This window comes from Frankia sp. AgPm24 (genome assembly GCF_023243055.1).
In the GTDB taxonomy this organism is placed as follows: Bacteria; Actinomycetota; Actinomycetes; order Frankiales; family Frankiaceae; genus Frankia; species Frankia umida.
Genome location: NZ_JALKFW010000209.1, coordinates 61,172 through 73,661 on the forward strand (window position 1 = coordinate 61,172; position 12,490 = coordinate 73,661).

Below are 12,490 nucleotides of genomic sequence, written 5' to 3' on the forward strand. Positions count from 1 at the left end.
GCAGCCGGAGCGCCGGGTGCGGACGCGCCGCGAGCAGCGTGGCCGACGGCCGGACACGGCGCGATCACGCGTGACCAGGCCGCTGCTGACCGCTGGGCGGCCGTCGGGCGCGGACCAGCCGCCTGGGCGCCGGGCGGCCGTGGCCCTGGGGGGCGTCGCCACCGTCGCCGCCGCTGTGGCCGCGGCGATCTGGGTGCCGTCCCTGTTGTACGGCGAGCACGGTGCGTCCCGGGCGACGTTGCAGGCCGCGCTGCTCGCCATGATCGCGGCGGCGCTGGTGGCCGGCGCGCTGGCGCTGGTCGCCACCCAGCTTCGAGCCGCCTCCGAGCGGGCCGGGCGGCTCATGACCACCCAGCAGGTCGGTGGGCGCTACACCAGCGCGGTCGGCCAGCTCGCCGCGGACGCCGTCGAGGTGCGCCTCGGCGGGATCTACGCGCTCGGCCGCATCGCCCGCGACTCCCCCGTCGACCAGGCCACGGTCGTCGAGGTGCTCTCCGCGTTCGTCCGGGCCCGCAGCACGGACGCGGCACGCCGCACGGCGGCCTCGGCGCAGCGCGGCCCGCTGGGGGAGGTGACGCCGGCGGCCGACATCCGGGCCGCGGTCCAGGTCCTCGCCGGACTACCCCACCTCGACGGCGTCGCCCGCGCCGACCTGCGCCACGCCGATCTCACCGGCCCGGCGACGTTGCGTGAGCTGGGACTGTCCCGGGCGAATCTGCGCCGGGTCCGCCTCGACCAGGCCGACCTGACCGGGGCGGATCTGAGCTTCGCCGACCTGCGCGGCCTGGAGCTGTCCTTCGCCCTGCTCGGCGGCGCCGACCTGACCGGCGCCGACCTGACCGGCGCCCGGCTGTCCGGGGTGACGCTGCGCGGCGCCCGGCTGTCCGGTGCGAACCTGCGTGACGCCCATCTGATCGGGACCGACCTCTCCCAGGCACGCCTGATCGGCACCCAGCTCACCGGCGCCGAACTACCGGGCATCGCGCTCGCGGGGGCGCGTCTGCTCGGTGCGGATCTCACCGACGCGAGGATGGTCGGCGCGGAACTCGCCGACGCCGAACTGGTCGGGGCGAACCTCACCGGCGCCACGTTGACGAAGGCGCACCTGCGCGGCGCGGACGTCACCGGCGCCGACCTGACCGGCGCGGATCTGACCGGTGCCGACCTCACCGGCGTCGCCTCCCTCACCCAGGCCCAGGTCGACAGCGCCCAGGGCGGCCCGCGCACCCTCCTGCCCGCCGGCCTGCGCCGCCCCGCGCTCTGGACCCCCCGTTCCGACGACGACCCCTTCCCCGACCCGGCGCCCGACCCGGCCACCTAACCAGCCAGATCACGCCCCACGCCCCACGCCCCACGCCCCATACGGCTGCGGTCACCGTCCGTAAACCGTGTCAGTAGATGGCACGGTTGACCCCGCAGGATGGCGAGGTGACGACATCCTGGCAGGACTTCGCCGATGCCCAGCCCGCCCTCGAAGCGACCGCCCGCGGCCGGTTCGAGGCGTTCCGCCACCATGTACTGGCCACCTTGCGACTGGACGGTTCCCCGCGTACCAGCGGCATCGAGACGACGTTCAAGCTCGGTGAGCTGTGGCTGGGCAGCATGCCCGGCGCCCGCAAGGCCGCTGACCTGCGCCGCGACCCCCGCTTCGCCCTGAGCGCCAATCCCGGCCCCGGCACCGACATGGTCGGCGGCGACGTCCGCGTCGCCGGCCTCGCCCGCTGGGTGGGCGACCCGGCGACGCTGGCCCGCTTCGCCGACGCGGCCAACCCACCCGAACCGTTCGATCTCTTCCGCGTCGAGCTCACCGAGGTCGTCCGCACCAGCGTGGACGAGTCCGCGCAGGAGATCATCCTGGAGAGCTGGCGGCCCGGCTACACCGCCATCCGCGTCCAGCGTCGCGGCAACGAAGCTGATCAGCCTGCCGAATCCTGGTCCGCCGTTCCCCGCGCGACGGCCGAGCCGGGTGACGAAACGTAAGCCACCAGGCAACAGGTGCTCACCGCTCACGGGCCGGGAACACCACTCTCGAGGGACGCCACGGCAACCGACATGAAGATCGGTAGGAAGTTCGCAGCCGTCAACGAGATTGGTAGTTTCGTGAGTTTGTCGCCGCGCAATCCCAAAGTGGCCGTCAGCGTCGTGTTCGTGGCCGCCATGTTCATGTCGATCATGGATGTCACGATCGTCAACGTCGCGCTGCCCACGCTCGGGCGCGAGTTCGACATCGGGCCGTCCGGGCTCAGCGCCATCTCGGTCGGCTACCTGGCCAGTCTCGCGGTGGTGATCCCGGCGTCCGGCTGGGTCGGCGACCGGTTCGGCGGACGGCGCACCCTGCTCGTCGCGGTGGCGCTGTTCACCGTGGCCTCGGTGCTGTGCGGGCTCGCGAACAGCTTCGCCGAGCTGGTGGCCTTCCGCATCCTGCAGGGCATCGGCGGCGGACTGCTCACCCCGACCGGGATGGCCATGCTGTTCCGGGCCTTCCCGCCACAGGAGCGGGTGCGCGCCTCGGGCATCCTCACCGTCCCGATGGCGTTCGCACCCGCACTGGGCCCCGTCCTTGGCGGTCTGCTGGTGACGGACCTGTCCTGGCGCTGGGTGTTCTTCGTGAACCTGCCGATCGGCCTGTTCGCGTTCCTGTTCGGGCTGCTCTACCTGCCCGAACACGTCGAGCCCGACGCCGGACGGTTCGACCTGCGCGGTTTCCTGCTCTCCGGCTTCGGCTTCGCCCTGGTCATGGTGGGCATCAGCGAGGGCCCGGAACGCGGCTGGACCTCCCCGGTGATCGTCACCAGCCTGGTGGTCGGTGTCGCGCTGCTCGTCGCCCTGGTCGTCGACCAGCTACGTTCCCGCGCTCCCCTGCTGCATCTGCACCTGTTCGCCGACCGGCTGTTCCGCTCCACCAACGCGGTGATGTTCCTGGCCACCGCCTCCTTCCTCGGCAGTCTGTACATCGTCGCCCTGTTCTTCCAGGACGGCCTGGGGCTGTCCGCGCTGAACTCCGGCCTGTCGACCTTCCCCGAGGCCTTGGGCGTCATGGTCGGTTCCCAGATCGCCAGCCGTGTCCTGTACCCCGCGTACGGTCCCCGCCGGATCATGGTCGGTGGTCTGCTCGGTGTCGGCACGATGGCCGGGCTGATGTCCCTCGTCGGCTTCGACACGAACCTGTGGTGGATGCGCCTGGCCATGTTCGGCCTGGGCTACTCGATGTCCCACGTCTTCGTCCCGACCCAGGCCGCGGCGTTCGCCCGGGTCAGTCCCGCCGAGACCGGACGGGCCTCCACCCTGTTCAACGCCCAGCGCCAGCTCGGCGGCGCCATCGGTGTGTCGATCCTGTCCACGGCGCTCGCCGCCGTCGGCACCTCCCATCTGGTCGGCGGCCAGCCGGCGCCCAACCTGACCAGCTACCACGTGGCCTTCCTGGTGGCCGCCGGACTCGCCTTCCTCGGCACGCTGGCCGCCCTGACCATCCACGACGCCGACGCCGACCACACCCGCCTCCCCCCGGACCCCACCCCTGCCACCCCGCCCGACCAGGACGACCCCCCCGCCTCCCAGGACCGATCCCCGCAGGCATCTCGATTGCCCTAGACGGGCTACCTGCTCGTGGATCCGGAAGGTGGACGGGGCGGCCGCGGGAGGGCGTCAACACCGTTGATTATCATGGTGGCGACGGGGGTCGGGACGACGGTGAACGCGGAGGCGCGGCGACGGCATGAACGAGCGGACACCCAGCCAGTCGGACGACACCCCACCACCCGACAGCACCCCCACCTCGGACGACACCTCACCGCCCGAAGGCACCCCGCCACCGGATGACGCCGCGCGGGAGGCGGAGTCCGCGGGAGGCGGGCGGCGCACCCGTAGGCCGCGGCGGACGCCCCGGGGGACGTTGTCGCGGGAGGTGCTGATGGCGGCGGCCATCCAGGTGGTGGACACCCAGGGCGCGGGGGCGTTCAGCATGCGGGCGCTCGGTGCGTTCCTCGAGTGTGATCCGACCGCGATGTACCGGCATTTTCGGACGAAGAACGCGCTGCTGGACGCGTTGCTCGACAGTGTTGTGCGGGAGGGTTCCGCGGAACTGCCGCAGTCCGACGACCCGCGCGCCGACATCCGGGCGAACTTCCGCCAGCTGCGCCGGTCCCTGCTCGCGCACCCGACGTTGGCACCGCTGGTGCTGCGCCGCCCACCGGGGGTCGGCGCCTACTGGGAACGATCCGATCATGCCGTCGCCCAGCTTCACCGGGCCGGCATGGATCCGGTGGACGCCGCGAACGTCTACCAGACGCTGCTGTTCTACACGCTCGGTCACACCCTGTCCGAAGCCCGCCAACTCGCCCGAGCCCTCGAGCGCGAGGGAGCGGGCGCCGACGGCGGACCGGTCGCGTCCGTCGACGCACCGCCGGAGCGCCATCCGGATCTCTCCGACGTGGCGCCGCACCTGCGGGACGACAACGAGGCCCAGTTCCTCGCCGGTCTCGACCTGATCCTGCGCGACCTGCCCCGCTGACCGGCCACCGACCAGGCCACGGAAGGCGGCCCTGGCCACGGATGCCGTCACGGATCTGGACCCGGCTCTGGACGGGGATGCGGCGGTGGCCCACGGTGGGTACCCCGCTGCGGGTACCGGACGGCGCTGCCTTGCTACGGTACGACAGGGCCCGAGCCGCGGGACAGTACCAAATTCTCTCACGGTGGCACACCAGTCATGGTGGTGGCGCCCGTCACTCGACGCCACGAGGTCGCACACATCCAAGATCGGATCGCCGCATGAGGTTGCTCGACGGGCGGTCGATGGCCGCCGAGATCGGCCGGTACGTCATCGATGAGGCCGACCGGCTGATGAGCGCGGGCAGGACACCGACGCTCGCGGTGGTCCTTCCGACCGCGGATCCCGCTGCCAGTTCCTACACGCACATCCTCGAGCGCACGGCGGGCAAGGTCGGTGTGCGCTGCGAGCCGCACGTCCCGATCGGCGGTCCGACGGCGCTGCTGGACGCCATCGACGCCCTGGCCGTGGACCCGCTGGTCGACGGCATCATCGTGCAGACGCCGCTGCCCGCCGGGATGAGCTCACGGGAGGTGGGCGAGCGCATCCCGGTCGAGAAGGACGTGGACGGGATGAACCCGGCCAGCCTTGGCCGGCTCGCCCTGGGCCTGCCGGGGTTCGCCCCGGCGACGGCCTCCGCCGTGGTGGAGATCCTCATCCGGGCACGTATCCCGATGGCGGGGGCCCGGGCATGTGTGATCGGCCGCGGGCCGGTGGTGGGCAAGCCGGTCTCCCTGCTGCTGCTCGCCGAGGACGCCACCGTCACCATCTGCCATTCGCGGACGAACGATCTGATCTCGATCGCGCACGAGGCGGACATCATCGTGTCCGCCACCGGGCGGCCTCGCCTGGTCGGGGCCGGGTTCGTCCGGGCCGGCGCGACCGTCATCGACGTCGGGACCTCCGTCACCACCGGTGGCCAGGTCGGGGACGTGGACGCGGCCGCGATCGCGCCGGTGGCCGCGGCGCTGACACCGGTACCGGGTGGCGTCGGACCGGTCACCACGATGCTGCTGCTGCGCAACACGATCCGCGCCGCCCAGCAGCTCTAGCCTCGACCGGCCCCGGTTCTGGCCCCGGTTCTGGCCGGCACCAGCGGCCTGGACCGCAAGCCGGTCAGTGGGCGGCGCACAACGGTTCGGCCAGGTGCACACGGTTGCGGCCGGCGGCCTTGGCTTCGTAGAGGGCGGCGTCGGCGCGGGAGAGCAGGGTCGCGAGGTCACCGCGGGGGTCGTCCGTGGTCGCGACGCCGACGGACACGGTCACGGACAGGGGCGGTCGGCCGTCGAGCAGGCAACGGGTGGCGGCGATCTGCAGGCGGATGCGCTCGGCCACGGCCAGGGGGCTGTCCCGCTCCTGCTCGGCCAGCAGGACGACGAACTCCTCACCCCCGAAGCGTCCGACGAGATCGTGCGGTCTGGTCGCGGCACGCAACGCGTCGGCGACGGCGAGCAGGATCAGGTCGCCGACGAGATGACCGAAGCGGTCGTTGACCCGCTTGAAGTGATCGATGTCGACGAGCAGGACCGACAGCGGCCGTCCGGTTCGTCGGGCTCGGCCGAGTTCACGCTGGGCGACCTGATGCCAGTAGGCGGGATTGGCCAGGCGGGTCTTCGCGTCGCAGCGGGCGGCGTGCAGCAGCTCGGTGTGCAGCAGGCTGCGTTGCAGCAACAACATCGGTGGGGTGACGGCCAGCATCAGGTAGGGACTCACCGACCACAGCACCGACACGATGATCGCCGCGCAGGTCTCCGCGGCCCAGGTCGGCACCGCCTCACCCCGTTCGACGCCTGGCTGGCCGACCCGTCCCACCTGCCCCGCCCATCCCACCCGGATCGCCTGGATGGACCGGAGGGGATGGGTGGGCTGGCGGGGGTGGGTGGGTGGCCCCGTGATGGTGGTGATGTGCGGAGCGGTCTCGCCGAGCCAGGCACCGAGACCGTCGGCCCGGCCGTGACGGTGCAGGCCCAGCCCGGGCAGAGCGGCCAGCAGCGGGTGCACCGCGACCGCCACGAGGAAGGCGGTGGTGGCCGCGCCCGAGCCGATCAGATCCTCGACCGTGAACGGTCCGTCGGTCGGGCTGAGCAGCAGATGCACCGTGGACGCGCCGAACCCGGCGATCCCCAGTGTCGCGGCCTGGAACATCCGCAGGTGTGGCGGACGGGCCGGCTCGGTACGTCCGGCCAGCCAGCACAACGGCAGACCGATCACCGTCGAGTACAGCGGTGGCAGCAGGACCGCCACGGCCAACGCCCAGCTGGCCAGCAGATCGTGGCGTGACATCCGGGTGGCGGCGAGGTCCGCGCCAAGCCGCGCGGACATCAGGACGGCCACCGACCCCAGCACGAGGAACACCGCGAACGTCCCCACGTCGGCCCATCGCGGACGGGCCCCCGCCGCGGCGAAACCGACCAGCACCAGCCAGCACGCGGTCACCGTCACGATGCGCCGCAGCACCGTCTGCGGCGCCCGCCACAGCATCCAGCCACGTCCGACGAACAGCCCGACCGCGCCGACCGGCCCGGCCCCCGCGAACCCATCCCGCCCACCGACCGCGAGCACACCACCATCCCGAGCCGACGCGTCCCGAGCCGACGCGTCCCGCGTGGTGCGGTCGTCGCGCATCGCACCGTCTCGCGCGGCTCCCTCTCGGGTGGCCGCGGTCTGGCCCCCGGGTGGACGGCTGATCGCCGTCACCGCGGCGCCCAGACCCGCCATCCGCAGCGTCGGCGAGCACGTGCGGGTCGTCTCCGGGATCGTCTCGACAGCCGGCGACCGGCGTCGGAACAGGCCCCGGGCCCGGCGCAGAACCCGGCTCAGGGGGCGTGCTGGACGAATACGAAACGGCATTGGCGGAGCGCCTTCCTCGTTCTGGTCCACGGCCGCCGTGCTCGGCCGGGACCTCCCGGCGATTCCAACCTCGTCGTTGCTACTCACAGTAAATCGTTGAGAACGAAGAGTACGAAGTGATGCGCGAGATTCGCAACTCCCGTAATGGCGCGACTAACCGCCACACCTCGTTCGCCGGACGCCTTTGAACCCGCGGACGTGCCGCCAGTCCGTTCCAGAAATGCCAGCTGACCTGCGGTGATGAATACCGCAGCCGAAAGCCCGGCGGCGTTCGGGGAAGCCCGGGCGCCCCACCGCGACCCTGACGAGAGACCACACCCGACACGCCCGGGAAACCGACTTGCTCACCGTCGGGGGCAGCACAGGGACCAGTCACAGACCAGCCCCGGACCAGCCCCGGCCGGCAGTCATCCACGACGGAACCAGCCCGACCGGCCGCCGGGACCAGCCCGACCGGCCGGACTCAGGTGGTACGCGCGACGGCCTCGACCATGGCGGTGGTCAGGGTGGCCAGGTCGTCCGATGTCGTGATGTAGGGCGGCATGGTGTAGACGAGTCGACCGAACGGACGTACCCACACGCCGAGTTCCACCAGCAGGGGTTGGATCACGGCCATGTCCACCGGCTCGCGGGTCTCGATGACACCGATGGCGCCGAGCACCCGCACGTCGGCGACCCCCGGCAACGCCCGGGCCGGGGCGAGCCCCGTGCGCAGACCCCGCTCGAGGGCGCCGACCCGCTCCCGCCACGGCGAGGCCAGCAGCAGTTCGACGTTGGCCAACGCGATCGCGCAGGCCAACGGGTTGGCCATGAACGTGGGACCGTGCATGAACGCCCCGACCGGCGACGCCGCCACCCCGTCCGCGACCTCGTCGGTGCACAGTGTCGCGGCCAGCGACAGGTACCCGCCGGTCAGCGCCTTCCCGACGCACATGATGTCGGGGCTGATCCCGGCATGGTCACAGCCGAACAGTGCGCCGGAGCGGCCGAAGCCGACGGCGATCTCGTCCGCGATCAGCAGCACCTCGTGCTCGTCGCACAGCGCCCGCACCCGGGCGAGCCACTCGGGCGCGTAGAACCGCATCGCCCCCGTTCCCTGGACCACAGGCTCGAGGATGACCGCCGCGACCTCGTGGGCGTGGGCGGCCAGCAGCGCGGCGAACTCGGCCAGGTGGACGTCCTCGCATGCCTCGTCGAAGCCGCACGTCGGCGGCGGGGCGAAGATGTGCTGGGGCAGCAGGTGGCTGAACAGATGGTGCATGCCCGCGTCCGGATCGCAGACCGCCATCGCACCGGAGGTGTCCCCGTGATAGCCCCGCCGGATCGTCAGCAGCCGCGTACGTCGTGGACGCCCACGCCCCGTCCAGTACTGCAGGGCCATCTTGATGGCCACCTCGACGGCGACCGATCCCGAATCGCTGAAGAACACGCGGCGTAGCGGTCGCGGCGTCATCTCGACGAGTGTCTCGGCGAGGCGCACCGCCGGCTCGTGGGTCAGGCCGCCGAACATGACATGGGACATGTCCGCCAGCTGCCGGTGGGCCGCCGCGTCCAGGACCGGGTGCCGATACCCGTGGATCGCCGCCCACCAGGACGACATCCCGTCGATCAGCTCACGCCCGTCGGTCAGCCGCAACCGCACGCCACTGGCCTGCGCGACCGCGAACAGCGGTGCCGCTGCCGGCGGTGCGTACGGATGCCAGACGACCCGCTGATCCCGCGCCACCAGATCACCGGCCACCTCACGAGCACCGGCACCGTCGGGACCACCGAGGTCACCGAGGTCACCGAGGTCACCGCCGGGACGAGCCAGCCGATCGGGGGGCGGATTCGCCGCACGGGCCGGTTCCGGCACCGCTTCGGGTACCACCTCGGGCGCCGACCCGGACATCTGCGCAGTCACACCTCCACTTTGGCGCATCCCGCCCGCGGACGCGGACACCCGGCCGCCGGATCAGCCGGCCCCAGCCCGGCCGGCCCGGCCGACGCCCCCACCTCGAGTCGGCGCTCGGCCCGCCCGGCAGGATGTTCCCGTGGTCATCCCGATTCACGACATCAATCCGCTCAGTCGACGACCCGTGGTCACCTGGCTGCTGATCGCTGCCAACGTCGTGATCTTCGTGTTCCTCGAGCCCGTGGTCAGCTCGGTCGCCGGGATCGCCACCTCGCCGCCACAGAACGTCTGCGAGCAGCAGCGGTTCTTCCAGGAATGGGGCGCGATACCGCGCGAGCTCGTCCACAACGTGCCACTGGGCACCGTGAACTCCGGGCATATCGGCGTGGACGCCGCCGGGAACGCCGGCTGCATAATCCAGTATCCACCAAGCTTCGAGAAGATTCCCGTGCTCTCGGTGCTGACCGCCATGTTCCTGCATAGCAGCTGGCTTCATCTCATCGGCAACATGCTCTTTCTCGGCGTGTTCGGGAACAACCTCGAGGACCGCATGGGCAGGCTCTTCTACCTGCTCTTCTACCTCGCCTGCGGGTATACGGCGACCTATGGATACGCCCTGTTCGAAAGCGGCTCGTCGGGTACGATGATCGGCGCTTCCGGCGCGGTGGCCGGAGTGCTCGGCGCCTACCTTGTGTTGTTTCCGCGGGCCCGTGTCATCGGACTCGTCTCGGTGCTCTTCTTCATCCCCTTCTGGCTGCCGGCATGGATCGTGCTGGGATTCTGGTTCGCTCTGCAGTACGTGTACTTCACCGGCTTCGGTGTGGCCGATGGCGGTGGCGTCGCCTATGGTGCGCATGTTGTCGGATTCCTGGTGGGCGCGCTGCTGGTCGCACCATTCATCCGGCGACTGCGCGCGGCCGGACCGGGAGTCGCCCCACCTGTTCCGCAACATCGCTGGATTCGCGGCACCGGACGCGCCTCGAACACCCGCCCGTCGCCGAACGCTCGGCATCGACGCGGCTACTGACAGCCTCACCGGGGGTGACTGTCACCCTTCGCGGGCGAACCGCCACGGCGGGCCTTGGCCGCGTGCCAGACAGGGGGTGACCTGCGCTTATTTCGCTGGCATCCCCCGAATAGGTCAGGCAGGCTGAGCCGGTCATGAGCTGTCCGCCCGGGTCGCCTTCCACGCCTGGCCACGCCGTCACCGGCCCACCGGCCGGGGGCCCGGACGGGGACCGTGGTGATGCCGGTGGTCGCACGCCCTCGCGGTACCGGCTCACGCTGGCGACCCCGGGCGCGCGCAGGTTCCTGCCCGCCGCCTTCATCGGACGGCTGCCCCTGGCGATGCACACGATGGGAACAGTGCTGTTCGTCCAGAACCGCACCGGGTCGTACGCGGTCGGGGGTGGGGTGGCGGCCTGCGGGGCGATCGCCGAGGCGATGTGCGCCCCCGTGATCGGTCGGGCTCTGGACCGGTACGGGCAGGCCCGCATCCTTGTGCTCGGCGTCTGCGGGCATCTGCTGGGCGTCGTGGCCCTGCTGACGGCGGTGTGGTCGGATGCGCCACGCCCGACCTGGTTCGCGGCCGCGGTGCTGGCGGGAGCCTGCCTGCCGCCGGTGGGCAGCTGCGCCCGAGCCCGATGGAGCCGATTACTGGCCGGCTCGACGTTGCTGCCGACGGCGTTCGCGCTGGAGGCGGCACTCGACGAACTGGTGTTCATTCTGGGTCCGACCCTGGCGACCGCTCTGGTGGTCATGGTCGCTCCGGCCAGCGCGCTGGTGGTCTCGGCGTCCCTGCTGGTGGTCGGAGCGCTGAGCCTGGCCGTACAGCGCGGCACCGATCCGGGCCCCCACGGGGCGGACACGGCGCGCCAGCGGCGGATCGTGCGGCTCCCGGCGGTTCGGGCGCTGATGGCGATCATGTTCGCGATCGGCGTCGGCTTCGGCGGGTTCGACGTGTCGATCGTCGCGTTCGCCCGGGAGCAGGACCTGGCCGCCTTCGGCGGGCTGCTGCTCGGGCTGTTCGCCGCCGGTTCCGCGGTCTCGGGCCTGGTCAGTGGGGCCCGGTCCCAGGCCCGGCCGCCCCGGGACCGGTTGCTACGGGCGGTGCGGTTACTGGCGGTCGGTTTCACCCTGCCGCTGGCCGGCGTGACGGTGGCCGCGATGGTGCCTCTGGCGATACTCGCCGGCGCCACCGCCGCGCCCACCCTGATCAGCGCGAACGCGTTCATGGAGCGGCTGGTCGAGGCCCGGTCGCGCACCGAGGGGTTCGCCTGGCTGGTCATGGCGCTCGCCGGGGGGGTGGCCGTCGGCTCGCCGGTGGCCGGCCAGCTCATCGACAGCGGCGGAGCCAGACTCGGCTTTGTCGTACCCGCGGCCGCCGGCCTGCTCGCCGGCCTCGCGACCCTGCTTGGACGACGCAGCCTGCCCACCGTCCAGGCCGCAGCGGCGTCCTCGTAGGGCCCGCAGGGGCCCGCCCTGGAGCCCTGGGACAAGCCCGTCCGAACGACCGCACACGACGCTGGGCGCGGTCGTCAGAACAGGTCGGGCATCGATCGGTTCAGGCCGGGTCGCCCGGCCTGCCGGCATCCCCGGCGGGGGTCTCGTCGCTGGCGCCGTCCGCGCCGTTCGCCGCGGCCGGGGCCGTCGCCGCGACCTCGGCTGGCCTGCGCCGACCGAGCAGGCCGCGCCGCGTCCGGGGCCGGCTCAGGTCGCCATCGCCCCGGCGCTTGCGGCTCTTGCGCCCCGCCGCGCCCGCCGCCGCGTCCACCGCGCCGTCGGTGTCGGCCTTGGCCCCGCTGTCAGCGTCGGCCTCGGTGTCAGCCTCGGCCTTGGCCTCGGTGTCGGCTTTGGTGTCGATGTCGGTGTCGACCGGGTCGGCCAACACGCCCTCCGCCGTGGTCGGCGCCGGGGTGTCCGTCTGCGCGTCCGACCCGGGGACGCTGCCGTCGATGTCGCCGTCGGCGGTCTGTGTCACCGTGACGTTCCCGGGCACGGCGGCCGTGGTGTCCACCGCCGCGGCCTCGGCAGCGTCAGCTTCTACAGCGGGAGCCTCGACGGCGTTGACCTCGACGGCGGGAGCCTCGATGACCGGGGGCTCGACGGACTCGGGCGGGGGGGCGGGGGCGGGCCCGGCGGGGGGGGGGGCCCCGGCCGGGGGGGGGGCGGCGGCCCCGGGCGCCCCCGCCGCCCCC

Annotated in this window: 9 protein-coding genes and 1 pseudogene; 7 read left to right on the forward strand and 3 right to left on the reverse strand. The window is 72.3% G+C overall.

The window, feature by feature from the left end; translation table 11 throughout:
• Positions 1–70: 70 nt before the first annotated feature.
• From MXD61_RS21650 to MXD61_RS21670, 5 genes are all read left to right on the forward strand, one after another.
• Complete coding sequence (locus MXD61_RS21650) at positions 71–1,321, forward strand: pentapeptide repeat-containing protein (RefSeq protein ID WP_248815282.1); 1,251 nt, start codon at positions 71–73, stop codon at positions 1,319–1,321.
• Positions 1,322–1,428: 107 nt separating this feature from the next.
• Positions 1,429–1,980, forward strand: coding sequence for a pyridoxamine 5'-phosphate oxidase family protein (locus MXD61_RS21655; protein ID WP_248815283.1), 552 nt, complete (start codon positions 1,429–1,431; stop codon positions 1,978–1,980).
• Positions 1,981–2,100: 120 nt separating this feature from the next.
• The gene (locus tag MXD61_RS21660; protein WP_248815284.1) at positions 2,101–3,591 is read left to right on the forward strand and encodes a DHA2 family efflux MFS transporter permease subunit; all 1,491 of its coding nucleotides are present in this window, start codon (positions 2,101–2,103) and stop codon (positions 3,589–3,591) included.
• Positions 3,592–3,715: 124 nt separating this feature from the next.
• Positions 3,716–4,510 (forward strand): TetR/AcrR family transcriptional regulator, encoded by a 795-nt coding sequence (locus MXD61_RS21665; protein WP_308222815.1) that lies wholly within the window; start codon positions 3,716–3,718, stop codon positions 4,508–4,510.
• A 260-nt stretch (positions 4,511–4,770) separates the two neighbouring features.
• Positions 4,771–5,601, forward strand: a complete 831-nt coding sequence (locus MXD61_RS21670; RefSeq protein ID WP_248815285.1) for a bifunctional 5,10-methylenetetrahydrofolate dehydrogenase/5,10-methenyltetrahydrofolate cyclohydrolase — start codon at positions 4,771–4,773, stop codon at positions 5,599–5,601.
• A gap of 64 nt (positions 5,602–5,665) precedes the next feature.
• Here MXD61_RS21670 and MXD61_RS21675 read toward each other — a convergent pair whose 3' ends face one another.
• Complete coding sequence (locus MXD61_RS21675; protein ID WP_248815286.1) at positions 5,666–7,486, reverse strand: GGDEF domain-containing protein; 1,821 nt, start codon at positions 7,484–7,486, stop codon at positions 5,666–5,668.
• 376 nt (positions 7,487–7,862) lie between these two features.
• Positions 7,863–9,302, reverse strand: coding sequence for an adenosylmethionine--8-amino-7-oxononanoate transaminase (gene bioA / locus MXD61_RS21680; protein WP_248815287.1), 1,440 nt, complete (start codon positions 9,300–9,302; stop codon positions 7,863–7,865).
• 130 nt (positions 9,303–9,432) lie between these two features.
• Here bioA and MXD61_RS21685 point away from each other — a divergent pair, with 130 nt between their 5' ends.
• Both MXD61_RS21685 and MXD61_RS21690 read left to right on the forward strand, forming a co-directional pair.
• Positions 9,433–10,320, forward strand: coding sequence for a rhomboid family intramembrane serine protease (locus MXD61_RS21685; RefSeq protein ID WP_248815288.1), 888 nt, complete (start codon positions 9,433–9,435; stop codon positions 10,318–10,320).
• 134 nt (positions 10,321–10,454) lie between these two features.
• Positions 10,455–11,756: an MFS transporter gene (locus MXD61_RS21690; protein WP_248815289.1), complete on the forward strand. Its 1,302-nt coding sequence runs from the start codon at positions 10,455–10,457 to the stop codon at positions 11,754–11,756.
• 100 nt (positions 11,757–11,856) lie between these two features.
• Here the strand turns inward: MXD61_RS21690 and MXD61_RS21695 are convergent.
• Positions 11,857–12,490: pseudogene (locus tag MXD61_RS21695) on the reverse strand (hypothetical protein); the annotation flags it as partial.

Excerpts from the sequence above, each read along its gene's own strand:
- MXD61_RS21665 (WP_308222815.1), top strand. The coding sequence starts at position 3,716 with ATGAACGAGCGGACACCCAGCCAGTCGGACGACACCCCACCACCCGAC.
- MXD61_RS21670 (WP_248815285.1), top strand. The coding sequence starts at position 4,771 with ATGAGGTTGCTCGACGGGCGGTCGATGGCCGCCGAGATCGGCCGGTAC.
- MXD61_RS21690 (WP_248815289.1), top strand. The coding sequence starts at position 10,455 with ATGAGCTGTCCGCCCGGGTCGCCTTCCACGCCTGGCCACGCCGTCACC.